The 23,408-nt window shown below is 67.8% G+C and carries 22 protein-coding genes; 18 read left to right on the top strand and 4 right to left on the bottom strand.

All coding sequences use genetic code 11. The annotated features are described in order from the left end of the window. Window positions 1–3: 3 nt before the first annotated feature. From fahA to UAA55_RS15565, 6 genes are all read left to right on the top strand, one after another. Window positions 4–1,311, top strand: a complete 1,308-nt coding sequence (gene fahA / locus UAA55_RS15590; protein ID WP_322953848.1) for a fumarylacetoacetase — start codon at window positions 4–6, stop codon at window positions 1,309–1,311. Between the two features lie 20 nt (window positions 1,312–1,331). Next, window positions 1,332–2,027, top strand: coding sequence for an SDR family NAD(P)-dependent oxidoreductase (locus tag UAA55_RS15585; protein ID WP_322953846.1), 696 nt, complete (start codon window positions 1,332–1,334; stop codon window positions 2,025–2,027). An 11-nt stretch (window positions 2,028–2,038) separates the two neighbouring features. Continuing rightward, window positions 2,039–2,323, top strand: a complete 285-nt coding sequence (locus UAA55_RS15580) for a 4a-hydroxytetrahydrobiopterin dehydratase (RefSeq protein WP_322953844.1) — start codon at window positions 2,039–2,041, stop codon at window positions 2,321–2,323. A 92-nt stretch (window positions 2,324–2,415) separates the two neighbouring features. Further along, window positions 2,416–3,006 carry an ANTAR domain-containing response regulator gene (locus UAA55_RS15575; RefSeq protein ID WP_322953842.1) on the top strand — a complete coding sequence of 197 codons (591 nt, stop codon included), beginning with the start codon at window positions 2,416–2,418 and terminating at the stop codon, window positions 3,004–3,006. Then, window positions 3,003–4,034 carry a CmpA/NrtA family ABC transporter substrate-binding protein gene (locus UAA55_RS15570; RefSeq protein ID WP_322953840.1) on the top strand — a complete coding sequence of 344 codons (1,032 nt, stop codon included), beginning with the start codon at window positions 3,003–3,005 and terminating at the stop codon, window positions 4,032–4,034. The genes UAA55_RS15575 and UAA55_RS15570 overlap by 4 nt, the downstream gene beginning before the upstream one ends. A gap of 127 nt (window positions 4,035–4,161) precedes the next feature. Beyond that, on the top strand, window positions 4,162–4,326 hold the full coding sequence (locus tag UAA55_RS15565) for a type II toxin-antitoxin system CcdA family antitoxin (protein WP_322953838.1): 165 nt from the start codon (window positions 4,162–4,164) through the stop codon (window positions 4,324–4,326). On the opposite strand, the gene UAA55_RS15560 is transcribed toward UAA55_RS15565, so the two are convergent. Then, window positions 4,323–6,020 (bottom strand): protein kinase domain-containing protein, encoded by a 1,698-nt coding sequence (locus UAA55_RS15560; protein WP_322953836.1) that lies wholly within the window; start codon window positions 6,018–6,020, stop codon window positions 4,323–4,325. The two genes, UAA55_RS15565 and UAA55_RS15560, sit on opposite strands and share 4 nt — an antisense overlap. A 434-nt stretch (window positions 6,021–6,454) precedes the next feature. Here UAA55_RS15560 and UAA55_RS15555 point away from each other — a divergent pair, with 434 nt between their 5' ends. The 10 genes from UAA55_RS15555 (at window position 6,455) to UAA55_RS15510 (ending at window position 17,278) form a co-directional block, all read left to right on the top strand. Continuing rightward, window positions 6,455–7,666, top strand: coding sequence for a nitrate/nitrite transporter (locus UAA55_RS15555; protein WP_322953834.1), 1,212 nt, complete (start codon window positions 6,455–6,457; stop codon window positions 7,664–7,666). 45 nt (window positions 7,667–7,711) lie between these two features. Continuing rightward, window positions 7,712–10,183, top strand: a complete 2,472-nt coding sequence (gene nirB, locus UAA55_RS15550) for a nitrite reductase large subunit NirB (protein WP_322953833.1) — start codon at window positions 7,712–7,714, stop codon at window positions 10,181–10,183. Between the two features lie 6 nt (window positions 10,184–10,189). Further along, window positions 10,190–10,522, top strand: coding sequence for a nitrite reductase small subunit NirD (nirD, locus tag UAA55_RS15545; RefSeq protein WP_322953832.1), 333 nt, complete (start codon window positions 10,190–10,192; stop codon window positions 10,520–10,522). Window positions 10,523–10,533: 11 nt separating this feature from the next. Next, a complete protein-coding gene (locus tag UAA55_RS15540) occupies window positions 10,534–12,108 on the top strand; it encodes a molybdopterin-dependent oxidoreductase (RefSeq protein WP_322953831.1) in 1,575 nt (524 codons plus the stop codon). Continuing rightward, window positions 12,102–13,220, top strand: coding sequence for a molybdopterin dinucleotide binding domain-containing protein (locus UAA55_RS15535; RefSeq protein WP_322954470.1), 1,119 nt, complete (start codon window positions 12,102–12,104; stop codon window positions 13,218–13,220). Before UAA55_RS15540 ends, UAA55_RS15535 begins: the two co-directional genes overlap by 7 nt. Continuing rightward, window positions 13,201–14,007, top strand: coding sequence for a uroporphyrinogen-III C-methyltransferase (cobA, locus tag UAA55_RS15530; protein ID WP_322953830.1), 807 nt, complete (start codon window positions 13,201–13,203; stop codon window positions 14,005–14,007). The genes UAA55_RS15535 and cobA overlap by 20 nt, the downstream gene beginning before the upstream one ends. A gap of 23 nt (window positions 14,008–14,030) precedes the next feature. After that, window positions 14,031–14,999, top strand: a complete 969-nt coding sequence (locus UAA55_RS15525; RefSeq protein ID WP_322953828.1) for a glycosyl transferase family protein — start codon at window positions 14,031–14,033, stop codon at window positions 14,997–14,999. A gap of 122 nt (window positions 15,000–15,121) precedes the next feature. Continuing rightward, window positions 15,122–16,216: a hypothetical protein gene (locus UAA55_RS15520; protein ID WP_322953826.1), complete on the top strand. Its 1,095-nt coding sequence runs from the start codon at window positions 15,122–15,124 to the stop codon at window positions 16,214–16,216. Further along, window positions 16,213–16,668, top strand: a complete 456-nt coding sequence (locus UAA55_RS15515) for a type II toxin-antitoxin system VapC family toxin (RefSeq protein ID WP_322953824.1) — start codon at window positions 16,213–16,215, stop codon at window positions 16,666–16,668. Before UAA55_RS15520 ends, UAA55_RS15515 begins: the two co-directional genes overlap by 4 nt. Window positions 16,669–16,810: 142 nt before the next feature. Continuing rightward, window positions 16,811–17,278 (top strand): YybH family protein, encoded by a 468-nt coding sequence (locus tag UAA55_RS15510; protein WP_322953823.1) that lies wholly within the window; start codon window positions 16,811–16,813, stop codon window positions 17,276–17,278. Here the strand turns inward: UAA55_RS15510 and UAA55_RS15505 are convergent. Beyond that, on the bottom strand, window positions 17,246–18,154 hold the full coding sequence (locus UAA55_RS15505; RefSeq protein WP_322953821.1) for a sigma-70 family RNA polymerase sigma factor: 909 nt from the start codon (window positions 18,152–18,154) through the stop codon (window positions 17,246–17,248). The genes UAA55_RS15510 and UAA55_RS15505 overlap by 33 nt on opposite strands. 159 nt (window positions 18,155–18,313) lie before the next feature. On the opposite strand from UAA55_RS15505, the gene UAA55_RS15500 reads away from it, so the two are divergent. Further along, window positions 18,314–18,949: a glutathione S-transferase family protein gene (locus tag UAA55_RS15500; protein ID WP_145610290.1), complete on the top strand. Its 636-nt coding sequence runs from the start codon at window positions 18,314–18,316 to the stop codon at window positions 18,947–18,949. Window positions 18,950–18,988: 39 nt separating this feature from the next. Here UAA55_RS15500 and UAA55_RS15495 read toward each other — a convergent pair whose 3' ends face one another. Together UAA55_RS15495 and UAA55_RS15490 are read right to left on the bottom strand one after the other, a co-directional pair. Further along, window positions 18,989–19,630, bottom strand: a complete 642-nt coding sequence (locus tag UAA55_RS15495; RefSeq protein ID WP_322953820.1) for a GntR family transcriptional regulator — start codon at window positions 19,628–19,630, stop codon at window positions 18,989–18,991. A gap of 278 nt (window positions 19,631–19,908) precedes the next feature. Beyond that, window positions 19,909–21,501 (bottom strand): alpha-N-arabinofuranosidase, encoded by a 1,593-nt coding sequence (locus tag UAA55_RS15490; protein WP_322953818.1) that lies wholly within the window; start codon window positions 21,499–21,501, stop codon window positions 19,909–19,911. Between the two features lie 127 nt (window positions 21,502–21,628). Here UAA55_RS15490 and UAA55_RS15485 point away from each other — a divergent pair, with 127 nt between their 5' ends. After that, window positions 21,629–23,392: an alpha-amylase family protein gene (locus UAA55_RS15485; RefSeq protein WP_322953816.1), complete on the top strand. Its 1,764-nt coding sequence runs from the start codon at window positions 21,629–21,631 to the stop codon at window positions 23,390–23,392. Window positions 23,393–23,408: the final 16 nt, after the last annotated feature.

The raw sequence follows: 23,408 nt of genomic DNA, 5'->3' as shown, positions 1-23,408 counted from the left end.
CCCTTGATCGATGAAACGCACAACCCGGTCCTGACCAGCTGGGTCAGCAGCGCCAACGGCCACGCCGACTTCCCCATCCAGAACCTGCCCTTGGGCGTGTTCAGTACCCGGAACGAGGCGCCGCGCGGGGGTGTCGCCATCGGTGACTGGGTGCTGGATTTGGCCAAGGCCAGCCGGTCCGGCCTGCTGACGGGCGACGCGCTGGACGCGGCCATCGCCGCCAGCGGGCGCACGCTGAACCCGCTGCTGGCCCTGGGGGCAGGCCCGCGCCGGGCCCTGCGCCGCCGGCTGTCGCAGCTGCTGGCCAACGGCAGCGATGATCAGGGCATCGTGGAAGGTTTGCTTTACCACGCGGCGGACTGCACCCTGCACCTGCCCACAACCATCGGCGGCTATACCGACTTCTACGCCGGCATCCACCATGCCCTGAACATCGGCCGGCAGTTCCGCCCGGACAACCCGCTGCTGCCCAACTACAAGCATGTGCCCATCGGCTATCACGGCCGCGCCTCGTCCGTGCGCGTGACCGGGGCGGAGGTGCGCCGGCCCAACGGGCAGCGCAAGGCCCCGGATGCCGAGGCGCCGACCTTCGGCCCCAGCCAGCGCCTGGATCTGGAACTGGAGCTGGGCATCTGGATCGGCCCAGGCAATGAGCTGGGCACGCCCATCGCCATCGGTGAGGCCGACAGCCACATCGCCGGCTTGTGCTTGCTGAACGACTGGTCGGCCCGCGACCTGCAGGCCTGGGAATACCAGCCGCTGGGCCCCTTCTTGGCCAAGAACTTTCTGACCACCGTGTCGCCCTGGATCATCACGGCGGAGGCGCTGGCTCCCTTCCGCACCCGTCAGCCGGCCCGGGCCGCCGATGATCCCAAGCCCCTGCCCTATCTGTGGGATGAGACGGACCAGGAGCGCGGCGCCTATGGCATCGAGCTGTCGGTGCTGATCCGCACCCCCAAGATGCGCGAGGACAAGCAGGCCCCGCACCGCCTGGGTACCGGCCCCGCCACCAACCTCTATTGGACGGCGGCGCAGCTGGTGGCGCACCACACCTGCAACGGCTGCGACCTGAACCCCGGCGACCTGCTGGGCACCGGCACCATCTCCACCTCCGATGACAGCGGCGTGGGCAGCCTGCTGGAACTGACGCGGGGCGGCAAGGCGCCCATCACCCTGCCCAACGGCGAGACGCGCACCTTCCTGGCCGATGGCGATGAGCTGATCCTGGCCGGCCGCGCCGTGGCCGACGGCTATGTCTCCATCGGCTTCGGCGACTGCCGGGGCCAGGTGACGCCCGCGTTGAACGTCTGAGAAACGAAGAGGGGATTATCATGACCCAGCAGAAGGTCATCATCACCGGCGGCGCCGGGGTTCTGGGCACCGCCGTGGCCCAGGCCTTCCGGGCGGCCGGTCATCACGTCGCCGTGGTCGATCATGCGCCGGCACCCGTCGCCGTGGCGGAGGGCGTGCTGCACCTGGGCGGCGTGGATCTGACGGATGAGGCCGCCGCCCGCACCGCCTTCAGCCAAGCCAAGGTCGCCATGGGCGGGGCCGACGTGCTGGTCAACGTCGCCGGCGGCTTCCGCTGGCAGACGGTGGCGGACGGCGATCCCGCGGCGTGGGAGAAGCTGTTCGCCATCAACGCCCGCACCTGCCTGAACATGTGCCGGGCCGCCATCGTGGCCGAGGCGGATGGCGGCCTGTCCGACGGCGGCGCCATCGTCAACGTGGGTGCCGCGGCGGCGGAAAAGGCCGGCGCCGGCATGGGCGCCTACGCCGCGTCCAAGGCCGCCGTGGCCCGCCTGACCGAAAGCCTGGCGGCGGAGCTGGGCGGGCGCATCCGCGTCAACGCCGTGCTGCCGTTGATCATGGACACGCCGCGGAACCGGGCGGACATGCCGAACGTCGATCCCAAGAGCTGGACGGCCACGGCGGCGGTGGCCGACGCCATCATCTTCCTGGCCAGCCGGGCCGCCCGGGCCATCAACGGCGCCCTGGTTCCCGTCACCGCCCCCACCGCCGACTGAAGAGGTCCATCATGGTCAAGCGCCTGAACGCCGCCGATCTTCCCTCGCTGCCCGGCTGGACCGTGACGCCGGAGGGCGACGCCATCACCCGCCGCTGCGTCTTCACCGACTTCCGCGCCGCCTTCGGTTTCATGACCCAGGTGGCCCTGCTGGCGGAGAAGGCGGACCACCATCCGGAATGGTTCAACGTCTACAACCGCGTGGACATCCGGCTGACCACCCACGACGCCGGCGGCCTGTCTCAGCGCGACGTGGACATGGCCCAGGCCATCGACCGATTGTTGCCCGTTCTCTAACCTGACGGACACAATCGGCATCACCGCGCTTGCATGACAGCCCGGTTGGCGATTAAGGGTGTTCCCCCGCCAACCAGCTTCATGGGCCGCCGGTGAAGGTTCTGATCGCCGACACAGTCCATTTGAACGACCCGGGGCGCATCGTGGAGGCCGACCTGGCCGCCGCCGGCGCCACGGAGATCGTGCGCCTGGCCGCTGGCGAGCTGCTGGCGGACGCCGTGCTGCGCACCGCCCCCGACCTCGTGATCGTGGACATGGCCCGCCCCGACCGCGACGGGCTGGAGGACATTCGCGCCATCTCGCGCCACGACCCGCGCCCCATCGTCATGTTCGTCGACCAGGACGACCCGGCCTTCATGGAGGCGGCGATCGAGGCCGGCGTCAGTTCCTACAACGTGGTCGGGGCCTCGCTGCCCGCCATAAAGCCGGTGGTGCAGGCGGCCGTGGCCATGTTCCGCCGCTATCGCCAGGTGGAAACCAGCCTGCACAAGGCCGAAACATCCTTGCGCGAGCGTGAGGTGGTGGACCAGGCCAAGGCCCTGTTGATGCGCCAGCGCGGCATGGCGGAGCCGGAGGCCTATCGCTGGCTGCGCCGCCAGGCCATGGAGCAGAGCCGCAAGCTGGCCGCCGTGGCCGCCGACATCGTCGCCGCCGCTGAACCGAAAAAGGGAGGCGGCTCATGACCGTTTCACGCCCCGTCCGCATCGGCCTGCTGCGCCTGACCGACAGCGCCCCGGTCATCCACGCCCAGGCCTCCGGCCTGTTCGCGGCAGAGGGCTTGGACGTCACCCTGTCGGTGGAGCCCAGCTGGGCCAACTTGGCGGACAAGCTGTCCTACGGCCTGCTGGATGCCGCCGTGATGCTGCCGCCCCTGGTGCTGGCCATGGCGCTGGGCCTGCGGCCGGCGGCGGCCCGCCTGATCATCCCTATGAGCCTCAGCCAGCACGGCGACGCCGTGACCCTGTCCAATGAACTGGCCGGGCCCATCCTGGCAGGGGGGCGCCCCAACGCCGCCAAGGCCGGCCAGCGCTTGGCCGAGTTGTTGCGTGGCCGGCCCCGCGTCACCCTGGCGGTGGTCCATGCATGGTCCACCCATGCCCTGCTATTCAAAAGCTGGCTGCACAACGCCGGCATCGACCCGCAGGCCGATGTCGACTGGGCCATCGTGCCCCCGGCCGACAGCGTGGCCGCCATCGAGTCCGGCCGCATCGACGGCTTCTGCGCCGGCGCCCCTTGGGGTGCCGTGGCCGCGGCCGCCGGGGTGGGCCGCACCGTGGCCCTGTCATCCGACATCATGCCCGGCCATCCGGAGAAGTGCCTGGCGGTGCGCGAGGCCTGGGCCGAGGAGCAGCCCGATGCCCTCCAGGCTATGCTGCGCGCCCTGCTCCGTGCCGCCGCAGATTGCGCCGACCCGCCCAACACGGCCGCCATCGCCGCCACCTTGGCCCAGCCCGCCTTCCTGAACCTGGCGCCCGAGATCATCGCCGCCTCCCTCCCCGGCGGGGCGCGCGATGGCCTGGGCCAGGACACCGACGTCTGCGTCTTCGGCAACGCCACCCGCCCCACCCTGGATCAGGCCCGCTGGTTCCTGGACCAGATGGCCCGCTGGCGCGACCTGCCGGTCAGCGGCGTCGAGGCGGAGGCCCTGACCGCCCACATCTACCGGCCGGATTTGTATGAGATAGCGGCAATCGTCGGCATCTCGACATGACCACATTGGCCGGCCTTCCAACCCAAGCACTGGCGCAGAACATTGACGCCGTCCGCGCTTGCCTCGAAGCTACGGGGGAAGCAGTTTGCTCTTGAACAAACGACGCGCGCTCTGCGGGTGATTGGCCATGTCAGATGAAAAACTTCCGTGCGACCGTCAGACAACGACGCGCACGCCAATGAACAAAGAGCAAGCCGCTCGATGGCTGGTCGAGAATCAAGACGCCATTGCCGATTGGAACGCCTTCGTCGAGAAGAACGGCCTTCCGCTCGCCAACTACCGCCAGTTCTAATCCCGCACCAGCGACAGGATCAGCAGGACCAGCAGCACCAGGGCCGTCAGCTTCCAGAATCGCACCGGGTCGCGGTCGTAGAAGGAGCGGCGGCGGGTGGGGCGTGGCGCGGGATGGGCGGCGCCGGCCTCCAGTTCCAGGGCGAATTCCAGCACGTCGCCGTGGCGATCAGCCGGGTTGGCGGCCACGGCCTTCATGACCGTGAGGTCCAGCCAGGTGGGCAGGTCCGGCCGGCGCTGCTGCAGCGGCACGGGCGCGCCGAAGCGGGGGCGCTGGAAGGGTTCGACCTCGCCATAGGGGTAGGCGCCGGTGAACAGGTGATAGACGGTGACGCCCAAGGCGTAGAGATCGGTGCGCTCATCGCCCGGCTCCCCGGCCAGCAGTTCCGGCGCCATGTAGCTGGGCGTGCCGGGGATCTGCTCGGCCGGAAAATCCTCCATTCCGGGCAGGCGCACCACGCCCAGGTCGATCAGGCGCAAGGACCCGGCGCCGTCGATGACGACGTTGTCCGGCTTGATGTCGCGGTGGATGATGCCGGCACGGTGCAGGGCCGCCACCGCCTTGGTCAGCTTCACCGCCAGGGACACGCCCTCCGCCACGCCCACGCGCGGTGGCGCCGCCAGGCGCTGCGTCAGGGTTTGCCCCGGGTAATAGGGCATGACGGTGTATAGCCGGGTCTGCCGGCCGGGCGGCACCTCCACCACCTCCCCCAGCCAGGGGCTGCGCACCCGCGCTGCCACCCAGCCCTCGCGCACGAAGGCCAGGCGGTAGACGGCATCCTCCGCCACCGTGGGCTTGGGGAACTTCAGCACCAGCGGTGCCTCCTTCCCCGCCGGCTCAGTCAGGAACAGGGCGCTGTAGCGGCCATCGGACAATTGGCGGCCCACGCGATAGCCGTCGACCACATCGCCCGGCTTGGGCACGGGCAGGATGGGCAGTTCCGCCGTCAGGTCGGCCAGTTCGCCCTGGTCGGCCGGCGGCAGCGCCACCACGTCGATGACCAGGGCGGTGGCGTTGTCGTGGCTGCCGGCGGACAACGCTGCGGCCACCATCTCCTGGCTGGCCGCCTCCGGCGTCGGTTCGGCGGCCGTCAGGCGGGCCAGGTCGCGGGATGACAAGACCCCGTGCACGCCATCGGTCAGCAGCACCAGGCGATCGCCCTCGCGCAAGGGTTCGGCCGTGTAGTCGGCGCGCAGCGCATCCTCCAGCCCGATGGCGCGGCGCAGGATGTGGCGTTGGTCCGGGCCGCTGTGCACATGGTCCTCGGTCAGCTGGGTCAGCCGACCGTCGCGCAGGCGGTACAGGCGGGTATCACCCACGTGCAGGATATGGGCGCGGCGGTCGCGCAGGATGACGGCGGTCAGGGTGGTGGCCATGCCCGTGCGCTCCGGGTCCGCCCGGCCCTGGGCGTGGATCCAGCGGTTGATGGCCTCCGCCGCGTGCGCCGCCGCCCGGCGGATGCCCAGGGTCTGGCGTTCGCCCAGATAGAAATCGATGAAGCCGCGTACCGCCAGTTCCGCCGCCACGCGGCCGCCCGGCGCCCCCGACACGCCGTCGGCGATGGCGGCCACCGCGCCCTGGCGGGCCCGCTGGGTGGCGGTACCCAGGCACACGCCCACGTAGTCCTCATTGCGCGGGCGGCGGCCCGTTTCACTGCACCAGCCGACGCGCAGTTCGATCTGCCGTGCCTCCATCCCCAATTCACCTCAGTTATCGCCTATATTTTAATCATTTGCGCCGTCAACTTGGCGATTGCTCAGGGATTAGGCATGTAGGTCGCCCGCCATTTTTCCAAAACCCCAGGTTTTCCGCGACAGCGAAATTGGCACGGCGGTTGCGAAGATCATTACACGAGCAGGGGGCCGAAAGGTTCTTTTCTGCATCGGGACGGCCCCAACGGCGGGGCGGTCCCGCCTCCGGGATGGCGCAACGGTGCGCGTCCCTTGTGGTCTGATCGGCGGGTCAACGGCGGCCTGTCAGCGTCCGGTTCCACCGGGCCCTACCCCACCACCGCACAGGCCCATCGCGGCCTGGTCCCGATCCACCACCCCTTCTGGTGATAGGCGGCGCCTGCCCCATGGCCGGCCCCATCGCCAAAGGCCCACGGCCCTGCCCGGAGGCGCACCCGATGAACAAGAGTTTCCTGAAGGCTGGACATCTGCCGACCCTGTTCGCGGCGTTTCTCTACTTCGACATGAGCTTCATGGCCTGGGTGATCCTGGGCCCGCTGGGCGTGCTGATCGCCAAGGATCTGGGCCTGTCGCCGGCGCAGAAGGGCCTGATGGTGGCGGTTCCCGTCCTGGCAGGCGCCTTCTTCCGCGTCATCAACGGCATCCTGGTGGATCACCTGGGGCCCAAGCGCACCGGCCTCCTGGCGCAAGTGGTGGTGATCGCCGGGCTGATCGCCGTCTGGTATTTCGGGGTGCACAGCTTCAACGCCACGCTGCTGACCGGCGCCATCCTGGGCGTGGCCGGCGCCAGCTTCGCCGTGGCCCTGCCGCTGGCCTCGCGCTGGTATCCGCCGGAGCATCAGGGCACGGCCCTGGGCCTGGCGGGCGCCGGCAACTCCGGCACTGTGTTCGCCTCCCTCTTCGCGCCGGCCCTGGCCGTGGCCTATGGCTGGAACAACGTGCTGGGCCTGCTGGCCATCCCGCTCGCCCTAACGCTGTGCGTCTACACCGTGCTGGCCAAGGACAGCCCGGAATGCCCGCCGGCCAAGTCGCTGGCTGAATACCTGGCCGTGCTGAAGATCGGCGACGCCTGGTGGTTCATGTTCTTCTACAGCGTCACCTTCGGCGGCTTCGTCGGCCTCGCCTCCTCCCTCACCATCTACTTCAACGACCAGTACGGCCTCAGCCCCATCACCGCCGGCTATTTCACCGCGGCCTGCGTCTTCGCCGGGTCCCTGGTGCGACCCATCGGTGGTGCGGTGGCCGACCGCATCGGCGGTGTGCGCTCGCTGACCGTCATGTACACGGTCGCCGCCGGCGCCCTGGTGGTGGTCAGCTTCGCCCTGCCGCAGGCCTGGATGGCCCTGGCCGTCTTCGTCGTCGCCATGCTGGCCCTGGGCATGGGCAACGGCGCCGTGTTCCAGCTGGTGCCGCAGCGCTTCCGCCGCGAGATCGGCGTCATGACCGGCCTGGTCGGCATGATGGGCGGCGTCGGTGGCTTCTACCTGGCCTCCAGCCTCGGCTACTCCAAGCAGCTGACCGGCGGCTACCAGGCGGGCTTCCTGCTGTTCGCCCTGCTGGCCCTGGCCGCCCTGGTCGGCCTGACCGGCGTGAAGCGCCGGTGGCGCACCACCTGGGGCGCCACCGCCCTGGGCGCCGCCCGCGTTTGACTGACAGCACTCCAAACTCAGCGATTTCAAGGGAAGGGTTCCCCCATGGACACGCATATGCCCCCGCGCCAGAAGCTGGTGGTTGTCGGCAACGGTATGGCCGGCATGCGGACGGTGGACGAACTGCTGAAGCGCAACCCGCTGAAGTACGACATCACGGTCTTCGGTGCCGAACCGCACGTGAACTACGACCGCATCATGCTGTCGTCCGTGCTGGCCGGCGAAAAGGACCTGGAGCAGATCGTCATCAACCCCCGCTCCTGGTACGAGGAGAACGGGATCAATCTCGTCACCGGTGACGCGGTGACGGCCATCGACACCCAGGCCCGCACCGTGACATCGGCCAGCGGCCGGGTGGTGGCCTATGACAAGGTCCTGCTGGCCACGGGGTCCCGCCCCATCGCCCCGCCGGTGCCGGGCCTGGACCTGCCCGGTGTCTGCGCCTTCCGCGACATCGCCGACGTCAACACCATGATCGCGGCGTCGGAAAAGCATAAGCGCGCCATCGTCATCGGCGGCGGCCTGCTGGGGCTGGAGGCCGCCAACGGCCTGCTGCGCCGGGGCATGCAGGTGGCCGTCGTCCACCTGATGGGCACGCTGATGGAACGCCAGCTGGACAAGGCGGCGGCCGAGCTGCTGCAGCGCGAGCTGGACGAGCGCGGCATGAACTTCTTCACCAACGGCCAGACCGAGGAGATCTTCGGCGAGGGCCGGGTGCAGGGCGTGCGTCTGGCCGATGGACGGGAGATCCCGGGCGACCTGGTGGTGCTGGCCATCGGCATCCGTCCCAACATCGACCTGGCGCGGGCCGCCGGCCTGGCCATCAACCGCGGCATCGAGGTGGGCGACGACATGCGCACTTCCGTCCCCGACATCTTCGCGGTGGGCGAGTGCGTGGAGCATCGCGGCAAGACCTATGGCCTGGTGGCCCCGCTGTGGGACATGGCCAAGGTCTGCGCCGACCATCTGGCGCGCGAGGACGCCACCAGTGACTACGTTCCCGCCGCCATGGCCACCCGGCTGAAGGTCACGGGCATCGACGTCTTCTCCGCCGGCGATTTCATCGGCGACGAGACGACGGAGGAGGTGGTCTTCCGCGATGCCGCCCGCAACACCTACAAGCGCCTGGTGCTGCGCGACGACAAGTTGGTGGGCGCGGTGCTGTATGGCGACGCCCAGGACGGCGGCTGGTACTTCCAGCTGCTGCGCGAGGACAAGCCGCTGGGCGAGCTGCGCGACACCCTGATCTTCGGCCAGGCCTTCGCCAGCCTGGCGGCCGGCGCGCCCGCCGCCGACCCCACCGCCGCCGTGGCCGCCCTGCCCCTTGATGCCGAGATCTGCGGCTGCAACGGCGTGTGCAAGGGCAAGATCATGGGCGCCATCGCGGAGCATGGCCTGACCACGCTGGAGGGGGTGCGGGCCCGCACCAAGGCGTCCGCCTCCTGCGGCAGCTGCACGCCCCAGGTGGAACAGCTGCTGGCCCTGTCGCTGGGTGACAGCTACGCCAAGCCCACGGGGGAGAAGCCGCTGTGCAAATGCACGACCCACAGCCACGACCAGGTGCGCCGCGCCATCGTGGATCAGAGGCTGCGCACCATGCCGGCGGTCATGTCCACCCTGGGCTGGTCCACGCCCGACGGCTGCCATGTCTGCCGCCCGGCGCTGAACTTCTACCTGCTGGTGGCCTGGCCCGGTGAGTACCAGGACGACCAGCAATCCCGCTTCGTCAATGAGCGCAACCACGCCAACATCCAGAAGGACGGCACCTATTCCGTGGTGCCGCGCATGTGGGGCGGCCTGACCACGGCGGATGAGCTGCGCGCCATCGCCGACGTGGTGGACAAGTATGCCATCCCCACCGTGAAGGTGACGGGCGGCCAGCGCATCGACCTGCTGGGTGTGACGCGCGAGCAACTGCCCCATGTGTGGAAGGATTTGAATGACGCCGGCATGGTCTCCGGCCATGCCTACGGCAAGGCGTTGCGCACGGTGAAGACCTGCGTGGGGTCGGAGTGGTGCCGCTTCGGCACGCAGGACAGCACCGGCATGGGCGTGAAGCTGGAGCGCATGACGTGGGGATCCTGGCACGCGCACAAGGTGAAGCTGGCCGTGTCCGGCTGCCCGCGCAACTGCGCCGAGGCCACCATCAAGGACTTCGGCGTCGTGGCGGTGGACAGCGGCTGGGAACTGCATGTCGGTGGCAACGGCGGCATCCACGTCCGCGTCACCGACCTGTTGTGCAAGGTGACGACGGAAGGTGAGGTGCTGGAGTACTGCGGCGCCTACCTGCAGCTCTACCGCGAGGAGTCCCGCTATCTGGAGCGCACGGCGCCCTGGATCGAGCGGGTGGGGCTGGCCCATGTGAAGCAGCGCATCGTGGACGATGAGGTGGGCCGCAAGGCGCTCTACGCCAAGTTCCTGTACGCCCAGAAATTCAGCCAGGACGACCCCTGGGCCGAGCGCGCGCCCGGCAAGGCGGCGGCCGCCCCCTTCCGCACCCTGGCGACGGTGGAGTGAAGCGCCATGGACAACGTTGGTATCGAAAGCCGCTGGGTCGAGGTGGGCGCGGTGGAGGACATCCCCCGCCAGGGTGCGCGCGTGGTCGCCACCCCCCGGGGCGACGTCGCCGTCTTCCGCACCCTGGATGACGCCGTCTTCGCCGTGGATGACCGCTGCCCACATAAGGGTGGCCCGCTGTCGCAGGGCACGGTGCACGGCCATGCCGTCACCTGCCCCCTGCACAACTGGGTGATCGACCTGGAGACGGGCGAGGCCTGCGCCCCGGACGAGGGCTGCGTCACCCGCATCCCTGTGCGGGTGCAGGACGGCCGCATCCTGCTGGTCATGGTGGCGTGATGCCGGAGGGGATGGCACGGGACGCTGAAGCCGGTGCCCTCACCGGCACCGTCCGCTCCACCTGCCCCTATTGCGGCGTGGGCTGCGGCGTCGTGGCCCAGGCCGATGGCCGGGTGGTGGGCGACACCGACCACCCGGCCAACCGGGGCCGCCTCTGCTCCAAGGGATCCGCCCTGGCGGAAACGCTGAAGGACGGCGAGCGGCTGACCCGCCCCCTGATCGACGGCCGGGCGGCGGACTGGACCCAGGCCCTGGATCTGGTGGCCCAGCGGTTCAAGGCCACAATCGCGGAGCATGGCCCCGACAGCATTGCCTTCTACGTCAGCGGCCAATGCCTGACGGAGGATTATTACGTCGCCAACAAGCTGATGAAGGGCTTCATCGGCAGCGGCAACATCGATACCAATTCGCGGCTATGCATGGCCTCCTCCGTCGCCGGCCACAATCGCGCCTTCGGCGCCGACGTGGTGCCGGGGACGTATGAGGATTTGGAACTGGCGGACCTGGTGGTGCTGGTGGGCAGCAATTCCGCCTGGTGCCACCCGGTGCTGCACCAGCGCCTGCTGGCCGCCAAGGCCAAGCGCCCCCTCCGCATCGTCGCCATCGACCCCCGCCGCACCGCCACCTGCGAGGATGCCGACCTGCATCTCGCCGTGCGCCCCGGCGCCGACGTCGCCCTGTTCAACGGCCTGCTGGCCCACCTGGCCGACCAAGACCAACTGGACCATGCCTGGATGGCGGCGCATGCGGAGGGGTTTGAGGCCACCCTCGCCGCCGCCCGGCAAACGGCCGACCGGACCGCCGCCCTTACCGGCCTGGACCCGGCGGACCTGGCCCGCTTCTACCAGTGGTTCGCGTCCACCCCGCGCGTCGTCACCGTCTATTCCCAGGGCGTGAACCAATCGTCCGTGGGCACGGACAAGGTCAACGCCATCATCAATTGCCATCTGGCCACGGGGCGCATCGGCAAGCCCGGCTGCGGCCCCTTCTCCATCACCGGGCAGCCCAATGCCATGGGCGGGCGCGAGGTGGGCGGCCTGGCCAACCAACTGGCGGCCCACATGCGCTTCGAGCAGCCCGAGGCCATCGACCGCGTCCGCCGCTTCTGGCGGGCGCCCAACCTGGCGACCACGCCGGGGCTGAAGGCGGTGGAGATGTTCGACGCCGTGCTGGACGGCCGCATCAAGGCCCTGTGGATCATCGCCACCAACCCCGCCGACAGCCTGCCCCGCGCAGCCCTTGTGCGCGAGGCGTTGCGCGCCTGCCCCTTCGTTGTCGTGTCCGACTGCTGGCCCAACGACACCACGGCCCTGGCCGACGTTGTGCTGCCGGCGGCGGGTTGGGGGAGCGGGACGGTACCGTCACCAACTCCGAACGGGTCATCAGCCGCCAGCGCCCCTTCCGCCCCGCCCCGGGCGAGGCGCGGGCCGACTGGCGGGTGCTGGCGGCCGTGGGCCAGCGCATGGGCTGGAAGGACGCCTTTTCCTGGACCAGTTCGGCGGCGGTGTTCCGGGAGCATGCCGCCCTGTCCGGCTTTGAGAATGCCGGCAGCCGGCCCTTCGACATCAGCGGCCTGGCCATGCTGACCGATGGGCAGTACGACGCCCTGGCGCCGGTGCGCTGGCCCGTGCGCTGGGCCGGGGATGAGGGCGGGCGGCTGTTCGGCCAGGGCGGCTTCGCCACGCCCAGCGGCCGGGGCCGCCTGGTGCCCACGCCCTGGCGCCCGCCCGCCGGCCGCACCGACGACGCATACCCCCTGGTGCTGAACACCGGCCGCATCCGCGACCAATGGCACACCATGACCCGCACCGGCCGCGTGCCCCGCCTGCTGGCCCACACGGGTGAGCCGCGCGCCGCCCTGTCCCCCAGCGACGCCGCGCGCCTGGGCGTCACCGACGGCGACCTGGTGCGCATCGAAAGCGTCCACGCCGGCACGGTGGTGCGCGCCACCGTAGATGCTGGCCAGCGGGTGGGGGAGCTGTTCCTGCCCATGCACTGGACGGATGAGTTCTGCTCCGCCGGGCCCGCCGGCCGCCTGGTCAACGCGGCGCTGGACCCCATCTCCGGCCAGCCGGAGCTGAAGCTGACGCCGGTGCGGGCGGAGGCGGTGCCGGTGGCCTGGCGCGGCCTGCTGCTGCACCGCGCCGCCGTGCGACCCCAGGGTGTGGCCTATTGGTCGCGCGTGCCGCTCAGCAACGGCCACGCCTTCGAGCTGATGGGGTCGGACCCCCTGCCGGACGGGATGGCCCTGACCCGCTTCGTCGAGGGCCTGCTGCATCCGCCAGCGGGTGCGGAGTGGCTGCAGCTGACCGATGCCGGGCGCGGCCTGCTGCGCGTCGCCATCCTGGTGGACGGCCGGCTGGAGGCCTGCCTGTTCCTGGCCGCCGGCGACGGTACCCAACTGCCGCCCCGCGACGTGCTGGCGGCCCTGCTGGGTGACAAGGTGACAGACGCGGCGCGGCCCATCCTGCTGTCCGGCCGCGCCCCCGGCGGTTCAGGGGCCGCGGGCGTGAAGCCCGCCGGCCGCACCGTCTGCGCCTGCTTCTCCGTCGGCCTGGTCACCATCCGGGACGCCATCGTCGCCAACCGCCTGACCTCGGCGGAGGAGATCGGTGCCTGCCTGAAGGCGGGCACCAATTGCGGGTCCTGTATTCCCGAACTTAAGGAGATCCTGCGCGATGTCCATGCCTCAGCCTAACGTCACCGGCCGCGCCAGCCTGGTGGGCGCCGGCCCCGGCGATCCTGAGCTGCTGACGGTGAAGGCCCTGCGCCGCATCGAAAGCGCCGACGTGCTGCTGTACGACAAGCTGGTCGACCCGCGCATCCTGGACCTGGCCCCCGCCCATGCCCGGCGCATCGACGTGGGCAAACGCTGCGGCCAGCATGAAATGAGCCAGGCGGCCATCAACCGCCTGATCGTCGCCCATGCCCAGGCGGGCGCGCATGTCGTGCGCCTGAAGGGCGGCGACCCCATGGTCTTCGGCCGCGCGGGCGAGGAGCTGGAGGCCCTGGCCGCCGCCGGCGTGGTGGCGGAGGTGGTGCCCGGCATCACCGTGGCCTGCGCCGCCGCCGCCGGCATGGGCATGCCCCTGACCCAGCGCGGCTATAGCCGCAGCCTGCACGTGATCACCGGCCATGCTTGTCAGGAAGGGGACGCTGATGACGTCCTGCCCGCCCACGACTGGAACGCCCTGGCCGCCTGCGACGGCACCATCGCCATCTATATGGGCAGTCGCACGCTGGGCCAAGTCACTCAGCGCCTGCTGGCCGCCGGCCTGGACCCCGGCACCCCGGCCATCGCCATCGAGAACGCGACCCTGGCCAGTGAACGCCGCCTGCCCGGCACGGTGGCCGACATCGCCGCCTTGGTGGCGGCAGCGGCGGTGAGCGGCCCCACCCTGGTGCTGGTGGGACGGGTGGTGGCATTGCGGCGGCAGGACGCGGTAGAGTCCGCAATGACCGAGGTGCGCTCCCACGCCGCCTGATCCTGCCAGAGCCTGCCCGCCCCATGACCGATGAACATGTCTTCGCTCAGTACGTCCGCACCCTGGGGCGCGGCCCCGGCCGCTCCCGCTCCCTGACGCGGGAAGAGGCGCGTACGGCCCTGGGCATGGTGTTGAGGGGTGAGGCCGATCCCCACCAGGTGGGCGCCTTCCTCATGCTGCTGCGCTATCGCGGGGAGGACCCGGATGAGGTGGCGGGCCTGGTGGAGGCCGCGCGCGACGCCGCCGGCATCAGCGACGGCGCCTGCACCGGCGCCGCCGACCTGGACTGGCCATCCTACGGCGCCGGCCGCACCCGCGATGAGCCCTGGTTCCTGCTGTCCGCCCTGGCGCTGGCCCAGGCCGGGCACCGCGTCATCATGCACGGGTCCAACGCCTTCACCCAGGGCCGCGACGTGCCCGACGCCCTGGGGGAGCTGGGCCTGCGCCCGGCCACCAGCCGCGCGGACGCCAAGGCCCTGGTGGCCGAAACCGGCTTCGCCTACCTGCCCCTGTCGGTGCTCAGTCCAACGCTGGACCATCTCCTGAACCTGCGCCACCTGCTGGGCCTGCGCAGCCCCATCAACACCGTCTGCCGCCTGCTGGACCCGTTCGACACCCGCGCCGCCGTCGACGGCGTCTTCCACCCGCCCTACATCGACCTGCACTTAGACGTCGCCCAGCGCCTGAACCGCCCCCGCCTGGTGGTGGTCAAGGGCGGCGGCGGCGAGGTGGAACGCAATCCCGCCAAGCCCACCACCGCCTATCTGCAAGTCGGCGCGGAGCGCCGGGAACTCCCCCTCCCCGCGCTGAGCGCCAGCAAGGCGGAGGTGCCGGGCCTGCTGCCCGTGTGGCGCGGCGAACCGGGGCGGGAGGCCGAAACCGCCACCGTCATCGCCACCATTGCCCTGGGGGTGCTGGCCCTGGGGTTGGCGGATGAGCCGGCCGAGGCCGACAGGGTGGCGACGGAGATTTGGAGAACACGTCAGAAATGACGTAGGGCAGCTCAAAGAGTTTAGGTAATGCAACGATGTCAGCTTGCGCAACGCCCCATCTAAGCTCAGAATAACAACCTTTGCGCGTTTACCGCTAAGGACGGAGCCAGAGATTAAGCGCAATGCCTGCTGAAGCGGAAATTTGGAAGCCGGGAAGCTTCACTAAGAACTTTTCGTGGGGCCACGAAACGGGGCTGCGCCGCCTCCATGAGAGCATCAAGTTAGGCTTCGATAATAAACTCGAAAATGTTCCTCGGGAAATTTTCCGTCAACGAGCAAGCATCCTTCCAGGTTCCCCTCTCATCCCTATGAATTTTTTTCTTTTTAACAAGAAAATAGATGGGGAAGATCATATATTAGTCGACGAGCTTGTTTTCCAAGGAATTACTAGCGAACATTCCGATCGCTTCGATAAACTAGCCATATTCGCATTTAATTTCAGCTATGCCGGAAAGTTTAGCAGAGCCTCTAGGGAACAACGTCGCCCCGCCCTTTGGGCCCTTCATTATATAAAAGAACGCGTTTCGCAAGATTATGGGTGGGATACTGCACGCATTAACGCGGACGACATTCAAAATTTTATCGAAAACGACAATCGCTATAAAGCTCAAACCGCCCGAAAGCTGTCCACTAATCTTGCTCATCTCTACAAAATCGGAAAAATTAAGAACATCTCTTCCGACAAAATCGAGAGATGGTGGGTAGATGCATTGTTCCTAGCGCTCGATCGATTAATAAATAATCGCCTGATAGATGGACACCAAACATCAGGGGCTGAATATCTCGATCTAATCAGGCAATCTGATTTCTTTGCCATGACAGGGAAGAAAAGCCTTGAGAAAGATCTAGCCGCAAAACATCTTGTCAGACTTTATTCTGCATGTGGATCTGTCGAGCGCTTTTCCGAAGAGGCTGTCAAAGCTCGAACACAAATCGTCATTAAGGATTTCGACCAATGGATCAGCCCAAATAATGATGAACCTTGGTCCGCCTTTCATCCGAGCAACCCCCGAATTCTAAAAACTATACCAAACATTTGCGCAATGTTGGCTGTTTATGCGGGCTTTGAAGTCCTTAACCCCTTGCAAACTGTTGATTTTGATCCAGACGAATTTATCCGGACACGAACACGAGAGACTCTCAGAAATTTACGCAGCAAAGGCATAAGCCCCACCATGACCGCTGAAGAGGTCCTCAGGTTGACGAGGGAAAAATGACAACCTTTTTCGATACCAGCGTCCTCTTCTCGGCACTCAATGAGAACGAAGCTGACCATGAGTGGTCAAAAGAGCAACTTGAGTCAGCAGAGCGGCCAATAGTTATTGTTGACATTGTATATGCGGAATTTTCGGTTGGCATGCCATCTATCTCTGATGTCAATGATGCCCTAACAGGGCTATTTATCGAAAGGTACCAAGGAGATGATCGCATTCTTTTCCTTGCTGCAAAAACATTTCTTAAATATAAGAGAGATAACACTGGACCAAAATTGGGATTGCTCCCTGATTTCCTAATTGGTGCGGCCGCCGCTATTACCAACTCCCCTCTTGTCACCATCAATTCTCGAGATTTTGTGAAATATTTCCCAACGGTGCGCTTAATTGCCCCCCCGAGAATGATTAACCCACCTCAAACGGGCAATATCACATCAGCCGCAAGGCCAAGATAGTTATGCATGCGGACTATCCGATGGCCATTAAACTTCCATCGAAAAACTAAAATTGTTCTTGCTCCAAAAAAACCCAATCGCCCCTGTATCCTTCAGCCCTTGTCGTTCGTCTTCCAGGCTCAACGCTCATAGGAGAAGCGATATGGAAGAAGAGGTGAAGTCGGTTCTGGAGACCTACCGCCAGGCGGTGTGGAACCGGGACGCGGCGGCGCTGCTGGCGCTTTATGCCGAGGATGTGGTGGTGTTCGACACCTGGGATACCTGGTCCTATCCCGACCGGGCGGCTTGGCGCCAGTCGGTGGAGGCCTGGCTGGGCGGGCTGAACGACGAGCGGGTGCGGGTCACGGCGGAGGCGGTGCGGGTGGTGGGCGGTGGTGAGGCCGCGGGTCTCAGCGCCTTCCTGACCTACACCGCCCTGACGCCGGAGGGGGCCAAGCTGCGGTCCATGCAGAACCGCTTAAGCTGGCAGTTGGTGAAGCGCGAAGGCCCCCAGGGAAAGATGGCGTGGCTCATCGCGCAGGAGCACACCTCCGTCCCCATCGCGCCCGAAAGCCTGACGGGGCACCTCAGCCGGGAGTCAGATCTGGATGGCCCCACCCTCCGGGAATGAAGCCATCTCCAGGGGACGGGCGTCGGCTATGCCGCGCGCCACCGGGCAGTGGAAGAAATCCCGGATGCGGGTGATGCGCCCGTCCCGCCAGCTGATGAAGATGAAATTGGCGATGGCACCGTCGCGGTAGGACAGCAGGCCGGGCTGGCCGTCGATGGTGCCCGGCACCAGGTGCCAACCCAGCAGGCGGCTGTAGTTGCCGAAGTAGGGCTCGACGCCCGCGCGGCCGTGGCGGGTGAATTCGCCCATCAGATCCAGGCGCACGTCATCGGCCAGCAGGGCGCGCACGGCGTCGAAGTCGCGGGCGTTGAACAGGGCGACATAGCGGGCGAGGTGCGCCCGCTCCTCCGCCGACAGCGTCAGGAGCACCGGCTCCTCCAGCGTGGCGGCCAGGGCGCGCAGCTTGGCCCGGCCCCGGTGCAGGGCGGCCTTCACCGCCGGCACGCTCATGTCCAGCATGGCCGCGATCTCCGCCAGGGTGTAGCCCAGCACGTCCATGAGGATGAGGCAGGCGCGCTGGGCGGCCGACAGCTTCATGAAGGGGCGCAGGCCGAATTCGGCCAGCTCACGCTGGCTGAGCGCGTCCGTCGTCTCCACCGCCAGATGCTCATGGTCGTCCAGCGGCTCCGTCCGGCCGCCGCGCTTCAGCGCATCAAGCGCGGCGTTGCGGGCGATGCGGAACATCCAGGCCTCAGGGCTTTCCAGCCGCTCGATCCCCGGCCAGGCCTGCAGCGCCTTCAACAGCGTTTCCTGCACCACGTCCTCCCCCTCCACCACCGAGCCCACCATGCGGGCGCAGAAGGTGTAGAGCCGGGGGCGCAGGTCGCGCACCAGGCGGTCGAAATCCGTCTGGGGCCGGGGATGGATCTGAAGCATGGGAAAGACGCCTTCCGCGGGGGTGCATCCCCCAAGGACGATCCAGGTCGGCGAAAGGCTACAGGGGGTGCGAAAAATATTTGCCGGTCCGGGTCCGTATCTTTTGCAGCGCCGCCGGCGTCTTAGCGGTGTTCCCCAAACCCAAGGAGCATACGCATCATGGAACTCTACACCCTTCCCGGCTCCCCCAGCGTCCGCAAGGTCCTGGCCGTCGTCCACCACCTGGGCCTGACGGTCGAGGTCCGCACCCTGGACTTCACGAAGCAGGAGACGCGGCAGCCCGGCTTCCTGGCCCTCAACCCGAACGGCATGGTGCCGGTGCTGGTGGACGGCGGCCTGACGCTGTGGGAGAGCTGCGCCATCAACCAGTACCTGGTGGCCAAGGCCGGCGGCTCATCCCTGTTTCCGGACGATCCCGCCGTGCGCGCCGACATCACCCGCTGGCAGTTCTGGGAGCAGGCGCATTTCAACAAGGCCTGGGGCACCCTGATCTTCGAAAGCATCATCAAGCCCCGCAACGGCCTGGGCGAGCCGGCGGCCGAGGTCATGGCGTTTTTCCAGCAGGATCTGGCCCGCTTCGCCCCCGTGCTGGAAAGCCACCTGGCCGGCCGCACCTACCTGGTGGGCAACGGCGTCACCCTGGCCGACTACGGCCTGGTCTGCCTGGAGGGCTATCGCAGCGTGACGCCCTTTGACTGGACGCCCTTCCCCAACATCAACCGCTATCTGGACCACATGCGGGAACAGCCCGCCTGGGTGAAGGCGGCACCGAAGGTGACGGCCGTGGCAGCGTGAGACGTCAAGCGCGGCGGGGTCACACCCGCCGCGTTCCGGTCAGCCCGCCAGTTCACGCTGAAGATCGTCCAGCGTGCCCTGGATGTGCCGGGCGGTCAGCGTCTCCACCACCGCGGCGTCGCCGGCCATCCAGGCATCGAACAGGGCGCGGTGCTCATCCCGCGCCCTGTCGTCACGACCCTGGGGTTCCAGGTGCGCCCGGACGTAGCGTTCCGACAGGATGTGCAGGCGTTCCATCAACTGGCTGGTGATGCCGCCCGCCGGGCGGATTAGCGCCATGTGGAAGGCGCGGTTGTGGGTGACGTGGCCGGTGCCGGCGGTCCCCTGCTCCCGCTCCAGCGCCAGCAGCTCGGCCCGGGCGTGCTCCCGGTCGGCCGGGGTGGCGCGCCGGGCGCCATCCGCCGTCGCCCCGGGTTCCAGCTTCAGGCGCAGGGCGAACACCTCCGTCGCCTCTTCCGCCGTCAGCGTGTTCACCACATAGCCCCGGTTGGGGAAGGAGGTGACCAGGCCATCCTGCTCCAGCCGGCCCAAGGCCTCGCGCAGGGGGATCTTGCTGATGCCCAGCTGGCTGGCGACCGCCGCCTGCTGCACGGCGGTGCCCGGCGCCATGGTGCCCAGCAGGATGTGCTCCCGCACGATTTCATAGGCCTGGTCGGGCAGGCTGCGAACGATGATGCTCATGCGGCGGATTCAGTCGGAAGGCGGGGATAGGGCGGAACGCCTATCCCCACCATAGCATTTCCCGGACAAAAATGCCCGAGGCGATGTTAACGCTACCACCTGCGGCGTTACGCGAACGTGCCACACAGGCCGAACGCATCGCGGCGGAAGACCATCCTGGTAAAGCGAGGGAAGGCCCAGTCGCCCATCAGGTCAGCGCCCCACGCCTGGCCGGTGAGAAGGACACCGGCCAGGACGCCAAGGACACGCTCAAGAACACGCCCAAGGGCACGGCTTGGTCATTTCAGTTCCAGAACGACCACCGACTTGGCCGGCAGGGTCAGGCTGACTGTCTCACCCGACACGGTGGCATCGCTGAAGGCCGTCGGCACGATGGCCTGGGGATGGTCGAAGCTGTTCAGGCTGTTCATGGCCGGGCCGGTCAGGATGCGGCCGGTGACCTTGCCCGCCTTCAACCCGGCCAAGGTCACCTGCACGGGGGCCGCCTTGTTGGGGTCGACGTTGGTCAGGGCCAGGCGGGTGACACTGTCCGTGCCCCGGCCGGCCGAGGCGCTGACGGCGGGGACGGTGCGGCCGCCCTGGCTGTAATCCGGCCCCGTCACCGCAACGGGCAGGCTGGTGGCGCCCTGGAAGCCCTTGTACATGTCGAAGACATGGTAGGTGGGCGTCAGCACCATGCGCGGCCCGTCGGTCAGGATCATGGCCTGCAGCACGTTGACCATCTGGGCGATGTTGGCCATGCGCACGCGGTCGGCATGGGCATGGAAGATGTTCAGGCTGATCGCCGCCACCACCGCGTCGCGCAGGGTGTTCTGCTGCTGCAGGAAGCCGGGGTTGCTGCCCGGCGTCGGGTCGTGCCAGGTGCCCCATTCGTCCACCACCAGGGCGACCCGCTTCTCCGGATCGTACTTGTCCATGATGGCGCTGTGGTGGCTGATATAGGTGCCGATCTGGTAGGCGCCGAAGATGCTGGCGAACCATTCGGTCTCATTGAAGTCGGTGGCGGAGCCCTTCACCTTCCAGGTGCCCTTCGGCACGCTGTTCAGCGAGGCCACGTCGTAATAGTGCATGGACAGCGCGTCGATTTCCTTGGCCGCCCGCGCCATGATGGTCTCGGTCCAGGCGGTGTCGTCATCGCTGGGACCCACGGCGATGAACTTCGTCGGCTGGCCGGCGCCCGGCTTCAGGAAGGTGCGGGTCTGGCGCAGCAGGTCGGCGTAGTAATCCGCCGTCATGTTGCCGCCGCAGCCCCAGACCTCGTTGCCCACGGCGAACCAGTTCAGCGTCCAGGCCTTGTCGCGGCCGTTGGCGCGCCGTTCCTGCACCAGGCTGCCGTGGTTGTCCGCCGTCATGTAGGCGACCCAGTCGGCCATCTCGCGCACGCTGCCGCTGCCCAGGTTGCCGTTGACGTAGGTGCCGGCGCCGATCAGCTCCGAGAAGTCCATGAATTCATGGGTGCCGAAGGCGTTGTTCTCTTCCACCCCGCCCCAGTTGGTGTTCACGATGACGGGGCGGCGCTCCTTGGGGCCGATGCCGTCGCGCCAATGGTATTCGTCGGCGAAGCAGCCGCCGGGCCAGCGCACCACCGGCACATGCAGGGCCTTCAGCGCCTCCACCACGTCCTTGCGGTAACCGTGGATGTTGGGGATGGGGCTGTCGGGCCCCACCCAGATGCCGCCGTAGATCTGCGTGCCCAGATGCTCCGCAAACTGGCCATAGATCTCCTTGGCGATGACCGGGCCGGGATGGTCGGCCTGAACGGTCACCGTGGCCGAGGGGGCGGCGGCGAAGGCCGTCGTACCGCCCAGAGCGGTGCCCGCCAGCAGGACGGCGGCGGCGAGGCGCCCGGCGGGGCGAAGAGCACGGATCATTCCTGGAGGCACTCCCTGTGGTATTTTTAAGTCGTATAATAGTACTATCCGGCGGCAGCGAGGTTGTAAACCATTCGCGGGCCGGCCACCGCCGGAAAAGAATAAGCAGGAACAGGAGACGTCATCCGTGCCCCATCCAGTGACCCGCCGCGCCTTCCTGGCCAGCGGCGCCGGCACCGCCGCGGCGCTGGCCGCCACCGCCCCGGCGGCAGCGGCGTCCGGCACGCCCAGCCCGGACTTGCAGCTGCTGACCTCGCGCAGCGGCGTCTACACCCCGGCCAGAGGCGAGGCGGTGCTGCAGTTCAGCTTCGATTTCCCCGAAGCGTCGGTGCAGGTGGGCCCTTTGCTGATGGGCTTCCGGGTACAGACGTATGAGAACGCCTACGCCATCGACCCCACGGTGACGCGCGTGGTGCGCGACGGTAACCGCACCATCCTGACCTGCGACGGCCTGCTGTGGGCCGGCGGGCAGGAGAAGGCGCCGGGCACGCTGGTGGCCGAATTCACGGTAGAGGCGGACGGCACGGTGCAATGGACGGCCAAGGCCGAGGCCCAACACCCGGTGAAGTCCATCACCACCGTGGTACGCGGCCTGCCGCGCGGTGAAATCTCCGTCTCCGGCCAGGATTTCACCGATTTGAAGGATGACGAGAAGGTCTTCGAATATCCCAACTTCTTCCATGGGGTGGCGACACCCCTGGCCGTGCTGAAGGCCGCCGATGGCCGTCACTTCGCCCTGTCGGCGCGGCAGACGGCAGTGCGCACCTGCCGCTTCTTCTTCCAGCCGGGGCCGGATGGCTATCGCATCGAGCTGATCCATGAGGGCGAGGGTTGGGCCAAAGCCACCAGCCTGGCGACCCCGCCGTGGCGGGTGGGCCCTGCGGCGGATTACGCGGCCGCCGTCGCCCCCCACTTCGCCCATGTGGAAAAGACCTACGGCATCCCGCCGCTGGCCACCCGGCCGGACATGCCCGCCTGGATGCGGGAGGTCGACCTGGTACTGAGCATCCACGGCGCGCATTGGACCGGCTACATCTTCAACGACTATGCCCGCATCCTGGAGATCCTGCGCTGGGCCGCCACGCAGATCGACCCGAAGCGCGTCATGGTGTTCCTGCCGGCCTGGGACGGCCGCTATTACTGGAATTACCCCCTGTACCAGCCCGACCCGCGCATGGGCGGGGCGGAGGGCTTCAAGCGCCTGGTCACCCAGGCGCAGAAGCTGGGCTTCCGTATCGTTCCCATGTTCGGCACCAACAGCGCCAACAAGGTGTGGGAGGAGTTCAAGCTGTTCGCCGACGCCACGACGGAGCGGGTGGACGGCGATTCCTTCGACCTGAACTGGGTGGACTGGGACAACGACCGGTCCGGCGAGGGCTGGATGCCCTTCATGAACCTGGGCGTGGACTCCTGGCGCCGCTGGTTGGGGGAGCGCATCTCCGCCACCATCCGGCAGTTCGGCGTGGACGGCTATTTCCTGGACATCGCCGGTGCGGCCATCAACAACACCAAGGCCGACATGCATGAGGGCACGCGCCTGCTGGTGCAGGATCTGGCTCAGCGCCACCCCGGCATCCCGCCGGTGGGGGAGATGCTGTACGACGCGCAGATGGCCTTCATCCCCATGAGCCATGTGACGCGCTACGCCCTGGCCCCGGCCGCCTACGACGGTCACGTGCGCAGCTATCAGCATCTCAGCCGCCCGGCCCCCGGCCGGGGCAGCACCGGCGTGCACGAGGCGGGCTTCGGCACCTACAAGCCCGAGATCCCGCCCCACCAGCGCGCCATCCCCACCATCACCGTCGTCGACGACACCTTCACCAAGGAACGCGCCGCCATGGCGGACTACATCAAACAGGCCAAGGCCTGGGGCGAGGCGCGGCGGAAATAAGGGCGCCAGTCGACAA

The sequence above is a fragment of the Nitrospirillum guanabarense genome (assembly GCF_034653355.1).
In the GTDB taxonomy this organism is placed as follows: Bacteria; Pseudomonadota; Alphaproteobacteria; order Azospirillales; family Azospirillaceae; genus Nitrospirillum.
This window is presented reverse-complemented; position numbering and strand designations above follow the sequence as displayed.

Coding starts and splice junctions, on each gene's coding strand:
- cobA (WP_322953830.1), top strand. CDS start 13,201: ATGTCCATGCCTCAGCCTAACGTCACCGGCCGCGCCAGCCTGGTGGGC.
- UAA55_RS15520 (WP_322953826.1), top strand. CDS start 15,122: ATGCCTGCTGAAGCGGAAATTTGGAAGCCGGGAAGCTTCACTAAGAAC.
- UAA55_RS15525 (WP_322953828.1), top strand. CDS start 14,031: ATGACCGATGAACATGTCTTCGCTCAGTACGTCCGCACCCTGGGGCGC.
- UAA55_RS15540 (WP_322953831.1), top strand. CDS start 10,534: ATGGCACGGGACGCTGAAGCCGGTGCCCTCACCGGCACCGTCCGCTCC.
- UAA55_RS15515 (WP_322953824.1), top strand. CDS start 16,213: ATGACAACCTTTTTCGATACCAGCGTCCTCTTCTCGGCACTCAATGAG.
- UAA55_RS15535 (WP_322954470.1), top strand. CDS start 12,102: ATGCTGACCGATGGGCAGTACGACGCCCTGGCGCCGGTGCGCTGGCCC.
- UAA55_RS15555 (WP_322953834.1), top strand. CDS start 6,455: ATGAACAAGAGTTTCCTGAAGGCTGGACATCTGCCGACCCTGTTCGCG.
- UAA55_RS15585 (WP_322953846.1), top strand. CDS start 1,332: ATGACCCAGCAGAAGGTCATCATCACCGGCGGCGCCGGGGTTCTGGGC.
- UAA55_RS15565 (WP_322953838.1), top strand. CDS start 4,162: ATGTCAGATGAAAAACTTCCGTGCGACCGTCAGACAACGACGCGCACG.
- UAA55_RS15510 (WP_322953823.1), top strand. CDS start 16,811: ATGGAAGAAGAGGTGAAGTCGGTTCTGGAGACCTACCGCCAGGCGGTG.
- nirD (WP_322953832.1), top strand. CDS start 10,190: ATGGACAACGTTGGTATCGAAAGCCGCTGGGTCGAGGTGGGCGCGGTG.
- UAA55_RS15495 (WP_322953820.1), bottom strand. CDS start 19,630: ATGAGCATCATCGTTCGCAGCCTGCCCGACCAGGCCTATGAAATCGTG.
- UAA55_RS15580 (WP_322953844.1), top strand. CDS start 2,039: ATGGTCAAGCGCCTGAACGCCGCCGATCTTCCCTCGCTGCCCGGCTGG.
- UAA55_RS15505 (WP_322953821.1), bottom strand. CDS start 18,154: ATGCTTCAGATCCATCCCCGGCCCCAGACGGATTTCGACCGCCTGGTG.
- UAA55_RS15560 (WP_322953836.1), bottom strand. CDS start 6,020: ATGGAGGCACGGCAGATCGAACTGCGCGTCGGCTGGTGCAGTGAAACG.
- UAA55_RS15570 (WP_322953840.1), top strand. CDS start 3,003: ATGACCGTTTCACGCCCCGTCCGCATCGGCCTGCTGCGCCTGACCGAC.
- UAA55_RS15500 (WP_145610290.1), top strand. CDS start 18,314: ATGGAACTCTACACCCTTCCCGGCTCCCCCAGCGTCCGCAAGGTCCTG.
- nirB (WP_322953833.1), top strand. CDS start 7,712: ATGGACACGCATATGCCCCCGCGCCAGAAGCTGGTGGTTGTCGGCAAC.
- UAA55_RS15490 (WP_322953818.1), bottom strand. CDS start 21,501: ATGATCCGTGCTCTTCGCCCCGCCGGGCGCCTCGCCGCCGCCGTCCTG.